The 19,477-nt window shown below is 70.5% G+C and carries 14 protein-coding genes; 7 read left to right on the forward strand and 7 right to left on the reverse strand.

The genetic code is table 11. The annotated features are described in order from the left end of the window. Nucleotides 1–388: 388 nt before the first annotated feature. Nucleotides 389–3,103, reverse strand: a complete 2,715-nt coding sequence (ppdK, locus tag ACIQAC_RS03925) for a pyruvate, phosphate dikinase (RefSeq protein WP_402186681.1) — start codon at nt 3,101–3,103, stop codon at nt 389–391. Nucleotides 3,104–3,501: 398 nt separating this feature from the next. Then, nucleotides 3,502–4,713, reverse strand: a complete 1,212-nt coding sequence (locus ACIQAC_RS03930; protein ID WP_402186683.1) for an ROK family protein — start codon at nt 4,711–4,713, stop codon at nt 3,502–3,504. A gap of 122 nt (nt 4,714–4,835) precedes the next feature. Here ACIQAC_RS03930 and ACIQAC_RS03935 point away from each other — a divergent pair, with 122 nt between their 5' ends. The 3 genes from ACIQAC_RS03935 to ACIQAC_RS03945 all read left to right on the forward strand — a co-directional run bounded on the left by ACIQAC_RS03935 (nt 4,836) and on the right by ACIQAC_RS03945 (nt 10,123). Next, nucleotides 4,836–6,287, forward strand: coding sequence for an MGH1-like glycoside hydrolase domain-containing protein (locus ACIQAC_RS03935; protein WP_402186685.1), 1,452 nt, complete (start codon nt 4,836–4,838; stop codon nt 6,285–6,287). After that, on the forward strand, nt 6,284–8,221 hold the full coding sequence (locus ACIQAC_RS03940; protein WP_402186687.1) for a glycogen debranching N-terminal domain-containing protein: 1,938 nt from the start codon (nt 6,284–6,286) through the stop codon (nt 8,219–8,221). The genes ACIQAC_RS03935 and ACIQAC_RS03940 overlap by 4 nt, the downstream gene beginning before the upstream one ends. A gap of 336 nt (nt 8,222–8,557) precedes the next feature. Next, nucleotides 8,558–10,123, forward strand: coding sequence for a CDP-alcohol phosphatidyltransferase (locus tag ACIQAC_RS03945; RefSeq protein WP_402186965.1), 1,566 nt, complete (start codon nt 8,558–8,560; stop codon nt 10,121–10,123). A 15-nt stretch (nt 10,124–10,138) separates the two neighbouring features. On the opposite strand, the gene dusB is transcribed toward ACIQAC_RS03945, so the two are convergent. Beyond that, on the reverse strand, nt 10,139–11,293 hold the full coding sequence (gene dusB / locus ACIQAC_RS03950; RefSeq protein ID WP_402186689.1) for a tRNA dihydrouridine synthase DusB: 1,155 nt from the start codon (nt 11,291–11,293) through the stop codon (nt 10,139–10,141). A gap of 104 nt (nt 11,294–11,397) precedes the next feature. Between dusB and ACIQAC_RS03955 the strand changes: the two genes are divergently transcribed. Both ACIQAC_RS03955 and ACIQAC_RS03960 read left to right on the forward strand, forming a co-directional pair. After that, complete coding sequence (locus ACIQAC_RS03955; protein ID WP_402186691.1) at nt 11,398–12,849, forward strand: MFS transporter; 1,452 nt, start codon at nt 11,398–11,400, stop codon at nt 12,847–12,849. A 146-nt stretch (nt 12,850–12,995) separates the two neighbouring features. Further along, nucleotides 12,996–13,214, forward strand: a complete 219-nt coding sequence (locus tag ACIQAC_RS03960; protein ID WP_402186693.1) for a hypothetical protein — start codon at nt 12,996–12,998, stop codon at nt 13,212–13,214. A gap of 7 nt (nt 13,215–13,221) precedes the next feature. On the opposite strand, the gene ACIQAC_RS03965 is transcribed toward ACIQAC_RS03960, so the two are convergent. Together ACIQAC_RS03965 and ACIQAC_RS03970 are read right to left on the reverse strand one after the other, a co-directional pair. Next, nucleotides 13,222–13,833: a TetR family transcriptional regulator gene (locus ACIQAC_RS03965; protein WP_402186695.1), complete on the reverse strand. Its 612-nt coding sequence runs from the start codon at nt 13,831–13,833 to the stop codon at nt 13,222–13,224. Nucleotides 13,834–13,859: 26 nt separating this feature from the next. Further along, a complete protein-coding gene (locus ACIQAC_RS03970; RefSeq protein WP_402186697.1) occupies nt 13,860–14,864 on the reverse strand; it encodes an aldo/keto reductase in 1,005 nt (334 codons plus the stop codon). Nucleotides 14,865–15,085: 221 nt separating this feature from the next. Here ACIQAC_RS03970 and ACIQAC_RS03975 point away from each other — a divergent pair, with 221 nt between their 5' ends. Beyond that, nucleotides 15,086–16,132: a chitinase gene (locus ACIQAC_RS03975; protein WP_402186699.1), complete on the forward strand. Its 1,047-nt coding sequence runs from the start codon at nt 15,086–15,088 to the stop codon at nt 16,130–16,132. Nucleotides 16,133–16,148: 16 nt separating this feature from the next. Here the strand turns inward: ACIQAC_RS03975 and ACIQAC_RS03980 are convergent, their stop codons facing one another. Beyond that, nucleotides 16,149–16,763 (reverse strand): LysE family translocator, encoded by a 615-nt coding sequence (locus ACIQAC_RS03980; RefSeq protein ID WP_402186700.1) that lies wholly within the window; start codon nt 16,761–16,763, stop codon nt 16,149–16,151. A 195-nt stretch (nt 16,764–16,958) separates the two neighbouring features. Then, nucleotides 16,959–18,341 (reverse strand): glycine--tRNA ligase, encoded by a 1,383-nt coding sequence (locus tag ACIQAC_RS03985; protein ID WP_402186702.1) that lies wholly within the window; start codon nt 18,339–18,341, stop codon nt 16,959–16,961. Between the two features lie 161 nt (nt 18,342–18,502). On the opposite strand from ACIQAC_RS03985, the gene ACIQAC_RS03990 reads away from it, so the two are divergent. After that, nucleotides 18,503–19,468: a metal ABC transporter solute-binding protein, Zn/Mn family gene (locus ACIQAC_RS03990; RefSeq protein ID WP_402186704.1), complete on the forward strand. Its 966-nt coding sequence runs from the start codon at nt 18,503–18,505 to the stop codon at nt 19,466–19,468. Nucleotides 19,469–19,477 lie beyond the last annotated feature (9 nt).

Below are 19,477 nucleotides of genomic sequence, written 5' to 3' on the forward strand. Positions count from 1 at the left end.
GGCTCATTTCCGACCGGACGCGATGGCCTCCGGCATTGCCGTTCCCCGAGGGCGACGCCGAAACGGCTGACGGCGTACGAAGTGCGCTCGGTACCGCCACCGTACCCCGGTGCTCCCCCCACCCCACAGGGAAGAGGGCGGCACCCCGCACAGGGTGCCGCCCTCCTCGTTTCCGGAACCGACCGCATCGGCGAGGGTCAGGGCACGGCGATCCCGGAGTCAACAGGCCATGCCGGCGAGCTGGACACGCCGCTCATGCGGACACGCCGCTCAGCCGGACACGCCGCTCAGTGCAACGCCGTCAAGGGGCGCGGGGCTGTATCCGATGTACGGCTACGCCGCGTGGGCGCGACAAGCCACAACGCACCCCGCACCCGACAACGCACCGCTACCGATGATCACTCCCCGCAGAGCTGGACGCAGCCCGCCCCGCCTCCAACCGAGCCACCGGAATCCGGAACGGCGAACAGGACACGTAATCCAGCCCCACCTCGTGGAAGAAGTGCACGGACTCCGGATCACCCCCGTGCTCACCACAGACCCCGAGCTTCAGGTCGGGACGAGTCGCGCGCCCCGCCTTCGCCGCCAGCTCGACCAGCGAGCCGACGCCGTCCCGGTCGATCGTCTCGAAGGGCGACACCCCGAAGATGCCCTTCTCCAGGTACGCGGTGAAGAACGAGGCCTCCACGTCGTCCCGGCTGAAGCCCCACACGGTTTGGGTGAGGTCGTTCGTGCCGAAGGAGAAGAACTCGGCCGCCTCGGCGATCTGCCCGGCGGTCAGCGCGGCGCGCGGCAGCTCGATCATCGTGCCGATGGCCAGCTTCAGCTCGGTGCCGGTCGCCGCCTCGACCTCGGCGACGACCTGGTCGGCCTCGTCGCGGACGATCTCCAGCTCCTGGACCGTGCCGACGAGCGGGATCATGATCTCCGCGCGCGGGTCGCCCTTCGCGGCCTTGCGCGCCGCCGCGGCCTCGGCGATGGCCCGTACCTGCATGGTGAACAGGCCGGGGATGACCAGGCCCAGGCGGACCCCGCGCAGACCGAGCATCGGGTTCTGCTCGTGCAGCCGGTGGACGGCCTGGAGCAGCCGCAGTTCGTTCTCGTGCGGCTCCTGGCGGGACTCGGCGAGCGCCACACGGACCGACAGTTCGGTGATGTCGGGGAGGAACTCGTGCAGCGGCGGGTCGAGGAGGCGGATGGTGACGGGCAGGCCGTCCATCGCCTCGAAGAGCTCCACGAAGTCCTGCTTCTGGAGCGGGAGCAGCTCCTTCAGGGACTCCTCGCGCTCGGTCTCGGTGTCGGCGAGGATCAGCCGCTCGACCAGCTCGCGCCGGTCGCCGAGGAACATGTGCTCGGTACGGCACAGGCCGATGCCCTGGGCGCCGAAGCGGCGGGCGCGCAGCGCGTCCTCGGCGTTGTCCGCGTTGGCCCGTACGCGCAGCCGGCGCTTGCGGTCCGCGAACGCCATGATGCGGTGCACGGCCTCGACGAGTTCGTCGGCGTCGTCGGCGCCCGCGTGCATCCGGCCCTCGAAGTACTCCACGACCGGCGACGGGACGACGGGTACCTCGCCGAGGTACACCTTGCCCGAGGAGCCGTCGATGGAGATCAGGTCGCCCTCCTCGACGACGTGTCCGCCCGGGACGGTCATCCGGCGGCGCTTGGTGTCGACCTCCAGCTCCTCGGCGCCGCAGACACAGGTCTTGCCCATGCCGCGCGCGACGACGGCCGCGTGGGAGGTCTTGCCGCCGCGGGAGGTCAGGATGCCCTCGGCGGCGATCATGCCGTCGAGGTCGTCGGGGTTGGTCTCGCGGCGGATCAGGATGACCTTCTCGCCGGAACGGGACCACTTCACGGCGGTGTAGGAGTCGAAGACGGCCTTGCCGACGGCCGCGCCGGGCGAGGCGGCGATGCCCCGGCCGACCTGCTCGACCTTCGCCTCGTCGTCGAAGCGCGGGAACATCAGCTGGGCGAGCTGGGCGCCCGTGACCCGCTGGAGGGCCTCGGCCTCGTCGATGAGGCCCTGGTCGACGAGCTGGGTCGCGATCCGGAAGGCGGCACCGGCGGTGCGCTTGCCGACGCGGGTCTGGAGCATCCACAGGTGGCCGCGCTCGATGGTGAACTCGATGTCGCAGAGGTCCTTGTAGTGGTTCTCCAGCGTCTCCATGATCTGCATCAGCCGGCCGTACGACTTCTTGTCGATCTTCTCCAGCTCGGCCAGCGGGACCGTGTTGCGGATGCCCGCGACGACGTCCTCGCCCTGGGCGTCCTGGAGGTAGTCGCCGTAGACGCCCTGGTGGCCGGAGGCGGGGTCGCGGGTGAAGGCGACGCCGGTGCCGGAGTCGGGGCCGAGGTTGCCGAAGACCATCGAGCAGATGTTGACGGCCGTGCCGAGGTCGCCGGGGATGCGCTCCTGGCGGCGGTAGAGCTTGGCGCGGTCGGTGTTCCAGGAGTCGAAGACCGCGTGGATGGCGAGGTCCATCTGCTCGCGCGGGTCCTGCGGGAAGTCCCGACCCGCCTCCTTCTTGACGATCTTCTTGAAGGCGGTGACGAGCTTCTTGAGGTCCGGGGCGTCCAGTTCGGTGTCGACCGCGACCTTCTTGGTGTCCTTGGCCTTGTCGAGGGCCTCCTCGAAGAGGTCTCCGTCGACGCCGAGGACGGTCTTGCCGAACATCTGGATGAGGCGGCGGTAGGAGTCCCAGGCGAACCGCTCGTTGCCGGCCTGCTTGGCGAGGCCCTGCACCGACTTGTCGGAGAGACCGATGTTGAGGACGGTGTCCATCATCCCGGGCATGGAGAACTTCGCGCCGGAGCGGACCGAGACGAGGAGCGGGTCGTCGGCCTGGCCGAGCTTCTTGCCCATGCGCTGTTCCAGCGCGTCGAGGTGCGCACTCACCTCGTCACGCAGTGCCGCCGGCTCGGTGCCGCTGTCGAGGTAGACCTTGCAGGCTTCGGTGGTGATGGTGAAGCCGGGAGGCACCGGGAGGCCCAGATTGGTCATCTCGGCGAGGTTGGCACCTTTTCCACCGAGAAGGTCCTTGAGGTCCTTGTTGCCCTCGGTGAAGTCGTAAACGAACTTGTTGTTTTCCGACACGGGTCCCAACTCCTAGAGGACTCGGTGGCTGCCCTGACGGCCAGGAACATACCCAGATCCAAGGCGCCTGGGTACGTCCACTTGTGCGTCATAAGCCTGTAACCACGCGTCCGCCACCGGATCGAAAGTCAAGGCTTGGCAAGGGAGCACCGGAGCATGTGTTCACTTCTTGAAGGCAACATCTGCCACACACCGTGATTACTGCTCACATGAGCGCCTCTCGGCACGTCTGATTTCGATCGATGAACGATCAAGGGGTGGCACTGAGTGCCACCCCTTGGAGAAGTGCAGTCGCCCAAGATCCGCTCATCTGAGCGCAACCCTTATCAAGGGTGGCGAGAATCACGCTGCCACAGGCGACGGGATTTCACCATGCGGACCGGCGTCCGGCGGACGAAACCTCCCGTTCACACACCAAGCGCCCGCAGCCGCTCCTCCACCCGCTCCGGCGCGTACAGGTGCTCCACCACCATCGCCCCGGCCCCCACCAGCCCCGCCCGCTCCTCCAGGCGCGAGGTCACCACCTCCAGATGAGCGGTGGAGCGCGGCAGCGCCCGCTGGTAGAGCAGCTCCCGTACGCCGGTGAGGAACGGCGTCCCCGCCAGGTCCCCCGCGATCATCAGCACACCCGGGTTGAGCAGCGTCACGACCGTCGCCAGCACCTCCCCCACACTGCGCCCGGCCTCCCGGGCCAGCGCCGCCGCCTCCGGATGCCCGGCCGCCAGCAGCTCCCGCACGTCCGAGCCGGAGGCCGCGGGCACACCGGACTCGGCCAGCCTGCGGGCCACGGCGCCACCACTGGCGACCGCGGCGAGACAGCCGTAGGAACCGCACCGGCACAGCGCCTTCGCCCCCTCGGGGACCCGGATGTGGCCGAGGTCGCCCGCGCCGCCGTCGATGCCCCGGAAGAGGGAGCCGTCGACGACGACCCCGGCGCCGATGCCGGTGGAGACCTTGACCAGGACGAAGGCCGAGCAGTCGGGGTGCGCGGTGCGCTGTTCGCCGTACGCCATCAGGTTGGCGTCGTTGTCGACGAGCACCGGCACGGGCGCGGCGGAGCCGGTGTGGTCGGCGAAGGAGCGGGCGAGACGGCCCCGTATGTCGTAACCGTCCCAGCCGGGCATGATCGGGGGCTGCACGACCCGGCCGGTGGTGGTGTCGACCGGGCCCGGGACCGCCAGGCCGATGCCGCAGACCTCCTCGACCCGGCGGTCCGCCTTGCGCAGCAGATCGGCGAACCAGCCGCCGAGCGCGCCGAGGACCGCCTCCGGGCCGTCCTCCACGACCAGCGTGCCGCCGGACTCGGCGAGGATCTCGCCGGTCAGGGTGAGCAGGGCGGCACGCGCGTGCCGGGTGTCGAGGTCGGCGGCGAGGACGACCGCGTGGGCGTCGTCGAACTCCAGGGTGATCGAGGGACGGCCGCCGAGCGGGGAGTCGACCGGGCCGCCGGCGCCCTCGCGCAGCCAGCCCGCGCGGAAGAGGCGGTCCAGGCGCTGTCCGACGGTGGCCCGGGACAGACCGGTGACCTGTTGCAGCGCGCCACGCGTGGTGGCCCGCCCGCTGCGCACGAGTTCGAGCAGCTCACCGGCGCTCGCCTGAGTCCCGTTCCGTCCGGACATGCGCACCCCCTTGTGTTTCTCAACTCTGCATTACATATTGAGTTTTGCGTGTTAAGTAGACGTAACCCTAAGGTAGCCGCGACCGAACCCGGTCAGGCCGAACGTCTTTCGGGGAGCCCCGAGTGGATCGCACAGCCCAACTCACAGCGCGACCTGCACAGCGAGCGATTGCATACGATCCCCGGGAGCCCGGTGCGGCGTGGGCCGGGGCCGCGCGCGTGCTGGAGGGCAACTGGACCGGTACGTCGACGGTGCCCTCGCGTGGGCTGTATCCGCACCAGTGGTCGTGGGACTCCGCGTTCGTCGCGATCGGGCAGCGGCACCTCTCGCCGTTACGGGCGCAGACCGAGCTGGAGACGCTGCTCGCCGCCCAGTGGGGCGACGGCCGGATCCCGCACATCGTCTTCAACCCCTCCGTGCCGCTCGACGCCTACTTCCCCAGCCCCGACTTCTGGCGCTCCTCGACCGCGGGACGCTCCGCGGGGGCTCCGGGAACCGTACAGACGTCCGGGATCGTGCAGCCACCGGTGCACGCGCTGGCGGTCTGGCTCGTGCACCGCGCCGACCCGGGCCTCTCCCGCGCCCGGGGCTTCCTTGCCGGGATGTACCCCAAGCTGGCCGCCTGGCACCGCTATCTGCTGCACCGCCGCGATCTCGGCGGGGGCGGCCTCGCGTCCGTGGTGCACCCGTGGGAACAGGGTATGGACAACAGCCCCGCCTGGGACGCCCCGCTCGCCCGGGTCACCCCGGCCCCGGCCCGCTCCTTCCGCCGCGCCGACCTCGCCCACGGGGCACCCGAGGACCGCCCGACGGATCTCGACTACGGGCGGTACGTGCGGCTGGCGACGGACTACCGGGACGGGGGGTACGCGGACGGGGCCGGGGGGTCGGGGGGTTCCGGCGGGTACGCGGACGGGACCGCCGGGGCCGGTGGCTTCGCCGTCGAGGATCCCTCCTTCAACGCGCTGCTCATCGCCTCCGAGCACGCCCTCGCGCGGATCGCGCACGAGCTCGGCGCCAGCGGGACCGCCCGGCACGCGCGTGCCGAGCGGCTCACCGGGACGCTGATCGAGCGGCTGTGGGACCCGGCGGCCGGGATGTTCTTCTGCCGGGACGTGCGCGGCGGCGGCCTGATCCCCGAGCGCGGGGTCTCCGGGCTCGTTCCGCTGCTGCTGCCGACCCTGCCGCGCGAGGTGGCCGCCGCCCTGGTGGCCACGCTGACCGGCCCGCACTTCGGTCTGGGCGCCACCACCCGGCTCGTACCGAGCTACGACCTGCTCGGCGAGGCCTTCGACCCGCACCGATACTGGCGCGGACCCGCCTGGTTCAACACCGGCTGGCTGGTGGAGCGCGGGCTGCGCACCCACGGCGAGCGGGACCTGGCGGACTCGCTGCGGACCGCGCTCGTGGACACCGCGCGGTCCTCCGGCTTCGCCGAGTACGTCGACCCGTACACCGGCGAGGCCTGCGGCGCGACCGGCTTCGGCTGGACCGCCGCGCTCACACTCGACCTGCTGGCCGCCATGGGGACGGCCGAGGGCATCACCGCAGCCATGGGAGGGGACCGGGGATGACGGACCGGCATCATCTGCTCGTGTACGCAGGGACGTTCGCCGCCGTCGACGACAGCGGGGACATCAGCGGGGTGCGCCACGGCGGCTCCCCCGAGGGGCTGTTCGTGCGCGACGCCCGGCATCTGAGCCGCTGGCAGCTCACGGTCGACGGGGCCGTGCCCGAGACGCTCGCGCCGGTGACGGACGCCGACACCGCGCGGTGTGTGCTCGTGCCGCGCGGCGGCCGCCAGGAGCCGCCCGCGTACACCCTCTTCCGTGAACAGGCCGTCGGCGACAGCTCGTTCGTGGAGTCGCTGAGCGTGACCAGCAACCGCCAGGAGCCGGCCACGGTCCGGATCGCGCTCACGGTCGACGCCGACTTCACCGACCAGTTCGAGTTACGGGCCGACCACCGCACCTACGCCAGGATCGGCGTCACCCGCCGCCGCCATGTCCTCGACGACGGCGTCGAGTTCACCTACCGCCGCGGCGACTGGCTCTCGTCCACCACCGTGACCTCCTCGCCCGCCCCCGACGCGGTGGAGGAGACCGGCACCGGCGCCCGCCGCCTGGTCTGGACGCTCGAACTGGAGCCGCACGGCACGGCCGAACTGGTCACCCGCGTGATGGCCCGCCCACACGGCGAGAAACGGACCCTGCGGGTGCCGGCCACCCCGCGCACGGTCGCCGACCAGATCCTCGCCCGCGAGGCCGAGTTCATGGACTCCGTGGCCTTCCCGACCGAGTGGCCCGAGCTGGCGGCGGCCTGTGCGCGGGGCCTCGCCGACCTGGCCGTACTGCATGTGCCGGCGACCGGTCCGGACGGCGAGGAGCTGCGGGTACCGGCCGCCGGGGCGCCCTGGTTCCTCGCGCTGCTGGGCCGGGACGCCCTGCTGACCTCCCTGTTCGCCCTCCCGTACCGGCCGCGGCTGGCCGCCGCCACCCTCCCGGCGCTCGCCGCGACCCAGGCGACGGAGACGGCGGCGAGCGCGGTCGCGCAGCCCGGGAAGATCGTGCACGAGGTACGGCACGGCGAGCTGGCGCACTTCGGGCAGGTGCCGTACGGGCGGTACTACGGGTCGGTGGACGCGACCCCGCTGTTCCTCGTGCTGCTCGGGGCGTACGTCGAGCAGACCGGCGACAGCGCCATGGCCCGGCGTCTCGAACCACACGCCCGCGCGGCCGTCGGCTGGATGCTGGACCACGGCGGGCTGACCTCGCGCGGCTACCTCGTCTACCGCGCCGACCAGGGCGGGCTCGCCAACCAGAACTGGAAGGACTCCCCCGGCGCCATCTGCTGCGCCGACGGCAGCCGGCCGAGCGGGCCGGTGATGGCGGCGGGCGCGCAGGGGTACGCGTACGACGCCCTGCGGCGCACGGCGTGGCTGGCGCGCACGGTGTGGGGCGACGAGGTGTACGCGGCGCTGCTCGAACAGGCGGCCGGTGATCTGCGGGACCGCTTCCAGCGGGACTTCTGGATGCCGGACCGGGCGTTCCCCGCGCTCGCCCTGGACGGCGAGGGGCGGCCGGTGGACGCGCTGGCCTCGGACGCCGGGCATCTGCTGTGGTCGGGGCTGCTGGACAAGGAGTACGGGGAGGTCGTGGGGCGGCGGCTGCTGGAGCCCGACTTCTTCTCGGGGTGGGGGGTGCGGACGCTGGCCGCGGGGCAGCGGGCGTATCACCCGTTGTCGTATCACCGGGGGTCGGTGTGGCCGCACGACAACGCGTTGATCACGTTGGGGCTGGCGCGGTACGGGTTGCACGACGAGGCGCGGGCGCTCGCGCTGGCGGTGGTGTCGGCGGCGTCCGCGTCCGGGCATCGGCTGCCGGAGGTTCTGGCGGGGTACGGGAGGGGGGCTGCTGTGGCGCCGGTGCCTTATCCGCACGCGTGTGAGCGGGAGTCGCGGGCTGCGGCTGCGCCGCTGGCTTTGCTGACGGCGGTGGGGGGAGCGTAGCGCCGCGGGCGGGGTGCGGGTGCGTGGTGGCTTGTCGCACAGTTCCCCGCGCCCCTGCTGACCTGCGTTGCTGTGGGGGTTGGTCATGGGATTGCCCGGTGTTTGCTCATCCCTGGCTTACCGGGGTGAACAGGGTCCGGGGCGGGGCCGTACGGGACTGTGTTGCTGAGTTTCGTACGGAAGGAACCCCTGGTGGCCGTCTTCACGCACTTGCGTCGGTCTGCGGAGTCCCCACGGAGGGTTCTGACGGCCTGGGCCGCCCGGCATCCCGCTGCTGTGCGGGTGTCCGGGCGGGTTGCCACCGGGGGCGCCGCGCTGTTCGTGTTCGTGTCGCTGATGCTGCCCAACGTGCTGACGGACGTCCGGCCTTCGCGGTTTGTGCGGCTGCCCGCCGAGGCGGTCATCGGGGCCGTGGTGCTGCTCGCGCTGCGCGGACGGTGGCGGACCGTGGTGGCGGCGGTGGCCGGGGGCGCGCTCGGGGTGCTGACCGTGCTGAACCTGCTGGACATCGGGTTCGGGGAGTATCTGGGGCGTGGCTTCAACCCGGTGCTGGACTGGGGGCTGCTGGACGACGCGCAGTCGTACATGGTCGACGCGTTCGGGCGGACGACCACCACGATCGCCACGATCGCCGCGCTGCTGCTGCCGGTCGCGCTGATCGCCGGGACGGCCCTCGCGGTGGTCCGGCTGAGCCGGCTGCTGGAGCGGCACAGGTCGGTCGCGACCCGGGGCACACTCGTCGCCGGCACGGTCTGGATCACCTGCTCCACCCTCGGGTTGCAGCTCGGCGGGGTGCCGTTGGCCGCCGACCGGGCCACCGAGGTGTTGCAGTCGAAGGCGCACATGGTGCGGTGGACGCTGAAGGACGAGGCGGCGTTCGCGAAGGACGCGAAGGCGGACACCTTCGGGGCGACGCCGGGTGATCAGCTGGTCCCGGACCTGCGCGGCAAGGACGTCGTGTTCGCGTTCATCGAGAGCTACGGCCGGACCGCGATCGAGGACCCGGTGACCGCACCCGGGGTGACGGGGACGCTGGACGCGCGGACCAAGGCGCTGGACGCGGCCGGGTTCAAGGCGAAGAGCGGCTGGCTGACGTCGGCGACGTTCGGCGGCAGCAGCTGGCTCGGCCACTCCACGTTCCTGTCCGGGCTGTGGATCGACAACCAGGCCCGCTACCGGACCGTGACCGCCGGCGACCGTCTCACCCTGACCAAGATGTTCCAGAAGACCGGCGCCTGGGACACGGTCGGTGTGATGCCGGGTGTGCAGAAGGGCTGGCCGGAGCAGAGGTTCTTCGGCCTGGACAACGTCTACGACTCCTCCGAACTGGGCTACAAGGGGCCGAAGTTCAGCTGGTCGACCATGCCGGACCAGTACACGCTGGAGCAGTTCGAGCAGCGGGTGCACGGCCAGAAGCGCGACAAGCCGCTGATGTCGGAGATCATCCTGACCTCCAGCCACCAGCCGTGGGCGCCGCTGCCGAAGATGGTCGACTGGGACGACCTCGGCGACGGCTCGCTCTTCAAGGGCATCGAGAAGCAGGGCTACCGGGCGTCCGAGGTGGCGACCGACGCGGAACGCTCCAAGGAGGAGTACGGCAAGTCGATCCAGTACTCGGTGAACAGCCTCACCCAGTGGCTGGAGCGCTACGGCACCGACGACACCGTGCTCGTCTTCCTCGGCGACCACCAGCCGCTGGCCAAGGTGACCGGCCCGAACGCCAGCCGGGACGTGCCGGTTTCGGTGGTCGCCAAGGACCCGAAGGTGCTGGAGAAGATCTCGGACTGGGGCTGGGCGGACGGCCTCCAGCCGGGGCCGAAGACCCCGGTCTGGAAGATGAGCGCCTTCCGCGACCGCTTCCTGACGGCGTACGGCTCCACTCCGCATCCCAGCAAGGGCTGAGCGCCCGGGGGCCGGTCAGCCTCCGGAGGTGTCCAGTTCGGCTTCCTCGCCGACGCCCGCGCAGTCGTACGGGTCCTTCAGCCAGCCGTCCGGCAGGACGACCCGGTTGTTGCCCGACGTACGGCCGCGCGGGCCGTCGGCACCGGTCGGCCAGGGCTGGTCGAGGTCCAACTCGTCCAGTCCCGCGCGCAGTTCCGCGAGCGAGGACGTGATGGCGAGGCGCTTCCGCATCTCCGAGCCGACCGCGAAGCCCTTCAGGTACCAGGCGACGTGCTTGCGGAAGTCGATGACTCCGCGCGCCTCGTCGCCGATCCACTCGCCGAGCAGCGTGGCGTGGCGGACCATGACGGCCGCGACCTCGTGCAGGGAGGGACGGGCGATGTCCCGCGTACGCCCCTCGAAGGCGGCGACCAGGTCGGCGAAGAGCCACGGCCGGCCGAGGCAGCCGCGGCCGACGACCACGCCGTCGCAGCCGGTCTCGCGGACCATGCGCAGCGCGTCCTCGGCCGACCAGATGTCGCCGTTGCCGAGGACGGGGATCTCCGGGACGTGCTCCTTGAGGCGAGCGATGGCGTCCCAGTCGGCGGTGCCGCCGTAGTGCTGGGCGGCGGTGCGGCCGTGCAGCGCGATGGCGGTGACGCCCTCCTCGACGGCGATCCGGCCGGCGTCGAGGTAGGTGATGTGGTCGTCGTCGATGCCCTTGCGCATCTTCATGGTGACGGGCAGGTCACCGGCGCCGGTGACCGCCTCGCGCAGGATGGCGCGCAGCAGCGGACGCTTGAAGGGGAGCGCCGAGCCGCCGCCCTTGCGGGTCACCTTGGGCACGGGGCAGCCGAAGTTGAGGTCGATGTGGTCGGCGAGGCCCTCCTCCGCGATCATGCGGACGGCCTTGCCGACGGTCGCCGGGTCCACGCCGTACAGCTGGATCGAGCGCGGCTTCTCGGTCGCGTCGAAGTGGACCAGCTGCATCGTCTTCTCGTTGCGTTCGACCAGCGCCCGGGTCGTGATCATCTCGCTCACGAACAGGCCCTTACCACCGCTGAACTCTCGACAGAGGGTACGGAAGGGCGCGTTGGTGATCCCGGCCATGGGGGCCAGGACAACGGGCGGCTGGACGGTGTGCGGACCGATCCGCAGCGGCTGCCGCGTGGGCGTGACGGGCGTGGACATTCCTCCATTGTGCCGTGCCGCGGGAGCGGGCCCGTGCCGGGAGGGCGATACATGCCCCATTCATTAGTTAGCCGCACTATCGAAGTGGGCGTAGGATGTATGTCATGCCCGAGCTGAGCCCCCGCCGACGCATGCTGGTGCTCGCGATCTGCTGTATGAGCCTGCTGATCGTGAGCCTGGACAACACCGCACTGAATGTCGCCCTGCCCTCCATGCAGCGCGACCTGCGAGCCAGCACGTCAGGTCTCCAGTGGACGATCGACGCGTACACGCTCGTCCTCGCCTCGCTGCTGATGCTGGCCGGCTCCACGGCCGACCGGATCGGGCGCAAGCGGGTCTTCATCGCGGGGCTGGTCATCTTCACCACCGGCTCGGCACTGTGCTCGGTGGCACCCAATCTGGAGACGCTCGTCGCCTTCCGCATGATCCAGGCCGTCGGCGGCTCCATGCTCAACCCGGTCGCCATGTCGATCATCACCAACACCTTCACCGACCCCCGCGAGCGGGCCCGCGCGATCGGCGCGTGGGGCGCGGTCGTCGGCATCTCGATGGCCGCGGGACCGCTCGTCGGCGGAGTGCTCGTGGAGGCCGTGGACTGGCGGGCGATCTTCTGGGTCAATCTGCCGGTCGGGCTCACCGCCCTGCTGCTGACCCTGCGGTTCGTACCCGAGTCCCGCGCCCCCAAGCCCCGGCGCTTCGACCCGGTCGGCCAGGTCCTGATCATCCTGCTGTTCGGCTCGCTGACCTACGCGATCATCGAGGCGCCCAACGCCGGGATCGCCACCGCCCTGCCCTTCGCGGCCGTCGCCGTCGCCGCCCTGCTGATCCTGCTGCGCTACGAGCCGCGCCGCGCCGAGCCGCTGATCGATCTGCGCTTCTTCCGCTCGGCCCCGTTCAGCGGGGCCACGGTGATCGCCATCAGCGCGTTCGCCGCACTGGGCGGCTTCCTCTTCCTGTCCACGCTCTATCTACAGAACGTGCGTGGCCTGGACGCCCTGCACGCCGGTCTGTGGATGCTGCCGATGGCCGTCCCGGCGTTCCTGTGCGCACCCCTGTCCGGCCGTCTGGTGGGCACCCGTGGCCCACGGCTCCCGCTCCTGGTCGCGGGTCTGGCGATCACCGCGAGCGCCCTGCTCTTCGCCGCCTTCGACGCCGAGACGTCCGACGGAACCCTCTTCCTCGGCTACGTCCTCTTCGGCATCGGCTTCGGCTTTGTGAACGCGCCCATCACGAACACGGCCGTCTCCGGCATGCCCCGCACGCAGGCCGGCGTCGCCGCGGCCGTCGCCTCCACCAGCCGCCAGCTGGGCCAGACCCTGGGCGTCGCGGTCGTCGGCGCCCTGCTGGCCGCCGGCATCGGCGAGTCCTCGTACTCGAGGACCTTCGTCGCCGCCGCCCGGCCCGGCTGGTGGGTCCTGGTCGCCTGTGGCCTGTCCGTCCTGGTCCTCGGCCTGCTCACCAGCGGCGCCTGGGCCCGCCGCACGGCCGAACGCACCGCCGAACGCCTGGAGTCCGGCGAGGTACGGGAGTCCGTGGGAGCCGGGAAGCAGGGCTAGCCCTGGTCCAGGGGGTCCCCCCGACGGGTGGCGGGGCCACCGCCATTCTCCCGAAGTTACGGTGAAGAAACCCCTGTTGATGTTGTTCCTGCTGCACACTCCTTGCTGCGCGACACAGATCGCCGGACCCGGACGTGGGAGACGTCATGCCCCAGATCGATACGAGCAAGGTGAGCCGCTGGGACCAGCACGGGCGGGAACACGTCGTGCGGGTCGAGCGCACCGGAGTGCAGCGCACGATCAGCTGTGACACGTGCGGCTGGCGCAAGGGAGCGCAGTTCCTGCCCTGGCTGAAGGCGGAGGAACATCTCGCGGAGGCGCACCAGGCGACGGTGGATCCGACGGAGTCGGCGCCGGGCCGCTGAGCGCCGGTCAGGCGGTGCCGGGGCCGGCCTCACGGGATCTCAGGCCCCGCAGCAGGAGTTCCAGCAGGGCCTCCAGGTCCGACTCCACGCCGGGGCGGACCCACTCCGCGGCATAGCAGGGGTCGTGGAAACGTCCGCTGGCGTGGAAGAGCGCGCGGGCCGTGACGGACTCGTCGGCGACGGTGAACACACCCGCGTCGGCGCCGTCGTGGACGATCCGGGTCAGCTGCGCGGTGAGGTCCACGAGGTGGTCGTCGACCGCCTGCACCGCCTCGCCGACCAGCACCATGTACGTGGCGAACAGCTCGGGATCCTCGCCCGCCTTGCGGCGCTTGGCGTCGAACAGGGCCCACAGCCAGGCGCGCAGCCGGGTCTCCGGGTCGCGGTCCTCGGCGACGATCACCGACAGCGTCTGCGACGTACGGTCCAGCCAGCGTTTGGTGACGGCCTCGCGCAGTGCCGCCTTGGTGCGGAAGTGGCGGTAGACGCTGCCGTGGCTGACGCCGAGCGCGCGTGCCACGTCGACCACGGTGGCCTTGGCCGGTCCGTGGCGGCGCAGCACGTCCTCGGTCGCCTCCAGGATGCGCTCGGCGGTCAGGGTCTCGCTGGTCGGTGGCATGGTTCAGACCGTACCCGGCGCCGGGATCAGCGCTCGCTGTCGAGGTGTGCCATCTGGGCCGCCGGGTAGCGGTCGCCCGCCGCCGCGTCCGCCGGGACGGCCGCCTCGATGCCCGCGAGGTCCGCCGCGTCCAGCGTGACGTCGAGTGCGCCCAGCGCCTCGGTCAGCCGGTCCCGGCGGCGGGCGCCGACCAGCGGCACGATGTCCTCACCGCGGGAGAGGACCCAGGCGATGGCGATCTGCGCGACGCTGACGCCCTTCTGCTCGGCGATCTTGCGGAGCTCCTCGACCAGGCTCAGGTTGCGCTCCAGGTTCTCGCCCTGGAAGCGGGGGGACATGGCCCGGAAGTCGTTGGCCGCGAGCCGGCGGTCGGCCGTGAAGTGGCCGGAGATCAGGCCGCGGGAGAGCACGCCGTAGGCCGTGATGCCGATGCCCAGTTCACGGGCGGTCGGCAGGATGTCCTGCTCGATGCCGCGCGAGATCAGGGAGTACTCGATCTGGAGGTCCGAGATCGGGGCGGTCGCGGCGGCGCGGCGCAGTGAGTCGGCGCCGACCTCACTGAGGCCGATGTGCCGGACGTGGCCCCTCTCGACCAGCTCGGCGATGGCGCCGACCGTCTCCTCGACCGGCACGTCCGGGTCGAGGCGGCCGAGCCGGTAGACGTCGATGTGGTCGACGCCGAGGCGCTGGAGGGAGTAGGCGGCGAAGTTCTTCACCGCGGCGGGGCGGCCGTCGTAGCCGGCCCAGCCGCCGTCCGGGTCGCGCAGGGCGCCGAACTTCACGCTGAGCAGGGCCTGTTCGCGGCGGGCGGCGGGGGCGGTGCGCAGGGCCTCGCCGATCAGCAGCTCGTTGTGCCCCATGGCGTAGTAGTCGCCGGTGTCGAGGAGGGTGACGCCGGCGTCGAGGGCGGCGTGGACGGTGGCGATGGACTCGGTCCGGTCCGCGTCGCCGTACAGCGCGGACATGCCCATGGCGCCGAGGCCGAGCGCGGAGACCTGGGGGCCGGTCGTGCCGAGGGTGCGGGTGCGCATAAGAACTCCTTGGTTCCTTGGTCCGGGGTGGACGTGGTGAACGGGGTGGACGTGCCTCCACCATGACATGACAGATGACAGATTTCAATATCTGTCATCTGATACCTGTCAGCCGTCATTCCATACTTGGCCAAGATGGTCCAGACCTATTGACGAGAGGTCTGGACCACGCGCAATGTCATGGCTACGACACCTCACCGCACCCCCACCGGGAGGCACGTATGCTCCGCCGCGCCCTGCGTCTGCTCTCCGCCGCCCTGGCGGCCGCCTGCCTCACCCAGCTCCCCGTCGCCACCACCGCGTCCGCCGCCGACACCTGCGCGGTCAAGTCCAAGCCCGCGGGCAAGGTGCTCCAGGGCTACTGGGAGAACTGGGACGGCGCCGCCAACGGCGTCCACCCGCCCTTCGGCTGGACCCCGATCACCGACTCCCGGATCGCCGCCCACGGCTACAACGTGATCAACGCGGCGTTCCCCGTCATCCGCTCCGACGGCACCGCGCTGTGGGAGGACGGCATGGACACCGGCGTGAAGGTGGCCACGCCCGCCGAGATGTGCGCGGCCAAGGCGGCCGGGCAGACGATCCTGCTCTCGATCGGCGGCGCCACCGCCGGCATCGACCTCAGCTCGGCCGCCGTCGCGGACCGGTTCGTCGCGACGATCGTGCCGATCCTGAAGAGGTACAACTTCGACGGCATCGACATCGACATCGAGACCGGCCTCGTCGGCAGCGGCAACATCAACCAGCCGTCCGCGTCCCAGGCCAACCTGATCCGGATCATCGACGGCGTGCTCGCCCAGATGCCGTCCAACTTCGGCCTCACGATGGCCCCGGAGACCGCGTACGTCACCGGCGGCAGCGTGGCCTACGGCTCGATCTGGGGCGCGTACCTGCCGATCGTCAAGAAGTACGCCGACAACGGCCGCCTGTGGTGGCTCAACATGCAGTACTACAACGGCAGCATGTACGGCTGCTCCGGCGACTCCTACTCGGCCGGCACCGTCCAGGGCTTCACCGCCCAGACCGACTGCCTCAACAGGGGCCTGGTCATCCAGGGCACGACGATCAGGGTCCCGTACGACAAGCAGGTCCCGGGGCTGCCGGCCCAGTCGGGCGCGGGCGGCGGCTACATGTCGACGTCCCTCGTCGGCCAGGCCTGGCGGAACTACGGCACCCGGCTCAAGGGCCTGATGACCTGGTCCATCAACTGGGACGGCTCCAGGAACTGGACCTTCGGCGACAACGTGAAGTCCCTGCAAGGACGTTGAGCCGCCCCGGCACGAACTAGCGGGCGGTGAGGGCGAGTTTGGCGCCCAGGGCCACGAACGACCCCGCGAACGTCCGGCGCAGCCAGGTCAGCACCCGAGGCCGGGACACGACCTGGCTGCGTACGGCCGCCGCGAGCAGCCCCAGCGCACCGAACACCACCAGGGTCACCAGCATGAACACACCGCCCAGGAACAGCATCCGGGGCACCGCGTGCGGCTCGGCCGGGCTGACGAACTGGGGCAGGAACGCCAGGAAGAAGATCGTCACCTTCGGGTTGAGCAGATTGATCAGCACGGCCCGCCGGATCACCCGCCACGAGCCGGGCGGCGCCGACTCCTCGCCGCCGAGGTCGATCGCGCCCTTGTCCCGCACCGTCGCCCACGCCATGTACAGCAGATAGGCGACGCCCGCGTACTTGAGGACCTGGAACGCCGTGGCGCTCGCGTGCAGCAGCGCGGCGAGCCCGGTGACGGTCGCCAACACATGCGGCACGATCGCGAGCGTGCACCCGACAGCGGCGGCAACACTTCCCCGCCGCCCCCCGGCAAGCCCGGCGGCAAGGGTGTAGACAAGCCCGGTTCCAGGGGTGACGACGACCACGAGGGTGGTCACCAGAAAAGCAATACTCATGAGCCCACCCTGGCGGCCGCGTTGGCCCCGCGACAGGACCAATCCACGCCCGCCATCGGGGACCAATGAGGGCCCCCTCAAAAACACCGGTTCCCCACACCCCGGTAGGGGGCGCGGGGAACTGCGCGACAAGCCACAACGGATCCGCAGCCGGAAACTCACACAAGCCCGGCAGGCGCGACCCGGCTCACCCCACTAGCAACCGGCGAGCCGGGAAGCCAGATACCCCTCGATCTGATCGAGAGAAACCCGCTCCTGCTTCATGGAGTCCCGCTCACGAACAGTCACCGCGTTGTCGTCGAGCGTGTCGAAGTCGACGGTCACGCAGTACGGCGTACCGATCTCGTCCTGGCGCCGGTACCGGCGCCCGATCGCACCGGCGTCGTCGAAGTCGATGTTCCAGTTCTGCCGCAGCGCCTGCGCGAGCCCCTTCGCCTTCGGGGACAGCTCGGGGTTGCGGGAGAGCGGCAGCACGGCGACCTTCACCGGCGCGAGCCGGTGGTCGAGGCGCAGCACCGTGCGCTTCTCCATCTTGCCCTTGGCGTTGGGCGCCTCGTCCTCGACGTAGGCGTCGAGCAGGAACGCCAGCATCGCGCGGCCGACACCGGCCGCGGGCTCGATGACGTACGGCGTCCAGCGCTCGCCGGCCTCCTGGTCGAAGTAGGAGAGGTCCTGGCCGGAGGCCTTGGAGTGGGCACCGAGGTCGTAGTCGGTGCGGTTGGCGACACCCTCCAGCTCGCCCCACTCGCTGCCGCCGAACTGGAAGCGGTACTCGATGTCGGCGGTGCGCTTGGAGTAGTGGGAGAGCTTCTCCTTGGGGTGGTCGTACCAGCGCATGTTCTCCTCACGGAGACCGAGGCCGGTGTACCAGTTCCAGCGCTCCTGCATCCAGTACTCCTGCCACTTCTCGTCCTCGCCCGGCTTGACGAAGAACTCCATCTCCATCTGCTCGAACTCGCGGGTGCGGAAGATGAAGTTGCCGGGCGTGATCTCGTTGCGGAAGGACTTGCCCATCTGGGCGATGCCGAACGGCGGCTTGCGGCGCGAAGTGGTCTGCACCTGGGCGAAGTTGGTGAAGATGCCCTGGGCGGTCTCGGGCCGCAGGTAGGCGACGGAGCCGCTGTCCTGGGTCGGGCCGAGGTGGGTGGCGAGCAGGCCGGAGAACTGCTTGGGCTCGGTGAACTGGCCCTTGTTGCCGCAGTTCGGGCAGTTGATGTCCGCGAGCCCGTTCTCCGGGGCGCGGCCCTTCTTCTCCTCGTACGACTCCTCCAAGTGGTCCGCGCGGAACCGCTTGTGGCAGGAGGTGCACTCGGTGAGCGGGTCGGTGAAGGTGGCGACGTGGCCGGAGGCGACCCAGACCTCGGGCGCGAGAATCACGGACGAGTCGATACCCACGACGTCCTCGCGGGACGTCACCATGTAGCGCCACCACTGGCGCTTGAGGTTCTCCTTGAGCTCGACACCCAACGGCCCGTAGTCCCAGGCGGCCCGCGTGCCGCCGTAGATCTCACTACTGGGGAATACGAAGCCACGGCGCTTGCTCAGGCTGACGATGGTGTCGATCTTGTCGGCGGCCACGGTGCTCTCTTCATTACGACGACGGGCGACGAAGCAGAGGTGCTTCCAGCGAATGACTCAGGTTACCGGCGGAGGCTCCCTCTCAACCAAATCGGGACGTGCTCGGGACCACTCCGGGCGCTTGTTGACAATCGTTTCCAGATGCATTGAAAATGACTGTCATGAACGTACGACGTCGCCTCATACCCACGGCAGCGGTGACCGCCCTCGGTCTCGCTGCCCTCACCGCCTGCTCCAGCGACAGCGGCACGGTGGGCAACACCGACAAGTTCGACGTCGTCGCGTCGTTCTACCCGATGCAGTTCCTCGCCGACCGGATCGGCGGCGACCATGTGAACGTCAGCACGCTGACCGAGCCCGGCCAGGAGCCGCACGACCTGGAGCTCAGCGCGAAGCAGACCGCCGGGCTCGGCGAGGCCGACGCGGTGCTCTACCTCAAGACCCTCCAGCCGGCCGTCGACGAGGCCGTCGACCAGTCCGGGGTCGGCACCAGGATCGACGCGGCGACGCTGACCACGCTGGAGGACCACGGCGACGTCGAACACGAGCACGCCGGGGAGGAGGCGCACGCCGAGGAGGAAGCGCACTCCGACGAGGAGGAGCACGCCCTCGACCCGCACATCTGGCTCGACCCGGTGAAGTACGCCCAGGTCGCCGAGGGCGTCGGCAAGGCCTTCGAGAAGGCCGACCCGGACCACGCGGCGGACTACCGGAAGAACACCGCGACCCTGGTCAAGCAGCTCGAAGACCTCAACTCCCGGTACACGGACGGCCTGAAGAACACCAGGACCAAGGTCTTCTTCACCAACCACGCCGCCTTCGGCTACCTCGCCGAGCGCTACGGCCTGACCCAGGAGGCCATCTCCGGCCTCGACCCGGAGAGCGAGCCCAGCCCGGCCCGGATCAGGGAGCTCCAGGAGGAGGCCAGGGCCGACGGCGTCACCACGGTCTTCTACGAGACACTGGTCTCCGACAAGACCGCGAAGACCCTCGCCTCGGACGCGGACCTGAGGACGGACGTCCTCGATCCGCTGGAGGGCATCACCGACAAGTCCAAGGGCGACGACTACCTCAAGGTCATGGAGTCCAACCTCACGGCGCTGAAGACGGCTCTCGGCGCCCGGTGACAGCTACGG

Origin of the sequence: Streptomyces sp. NPDC088387 (assembly GCF_044753385.1) — a bacterium.
GTDB lineage: Bacteria > Actinomycetota > Actinomycetes > Streptomycetales > Streptomycetaceae > Streptomyces.

Coding starts and splice junctions, on each gene's coding strand:
- ACIQAC_RS03955 (WP_402186691.1), top strand. CDS start 11,398: ATGCCCGAGCTGAGCCCCCGCCGACGCATGCTGGTGCTCGCGATCTGC.
- ACIQAC_RS03930 (WP_402186683.1), bottom strand. CDS start 4,713: ATGTCCGGACGGAACGGGACTCAGGCGAGCGCCGGTGAGCTGCTCGAA.
- ACIQAC_RS03970 (WP_402186697.1), bottom strand. CDS start 14,864: ATGCGCACCCGCACCCTCGGCACGACCGGCCCCCAGGTCTCCGCGCTC.
- ACIQAC_RS03980 (WP_402186700.1), bottom strand. CDS start 16,763: ATGAGTATTGCTTTTCTGGTGACCACCCTCGTGGTCGTCGTCACCCCT.
- ACIQAC_RS03940 (WP_402186687.1), top strand. CDS start 6,284: ATGACGGACCGGCATCATCTGCTCGTGTACGCAGGGACGTTCGCCGCC.
- ACIQAC_RS03965 (WP_402186695.1), bottom strand. CDS start 13,833: ATGCCACCGACCAGCGAGACCCTGACCGCCGAGCGCATCCTGGAGGCG.
- ACIQAC_RS03990 (WP_402186704.1), top strand. CDS start 18,503: ATGAACGTACGACGTCGCCTCATACCCACGGCAGCGGTGACCGCCCTC.
- ACIQAC_RS03960 (WP_402186693.1), top strand. CDS start 12,996: ATGCCCCAGATCGATACGAGCAAGGTGAGCCGCTGGGACCAGCACGGG.
- ACIQAC_RS03975 (WP_402186699.1), top strand. CDS start 15,086: ATGCTCCGCCGCGCCCTGCGTCTGCTCTCCGCCGCCCTGGCGGCCGCC.
- dusB (WP_402186689.1), bottom strand. CDS start 11,293: ATGTCCACGCCCGTCACGCCCACGCGGCAGCCGCTGCGGATCGGTCCG.
- ACIQAC_RS03945 (WP_402186965.1), top strand. CDS start 8,558: ATGCTGCCCAACGTGCTGACGGACGTCCGGCCTTCGCGGTTTGTGCGG.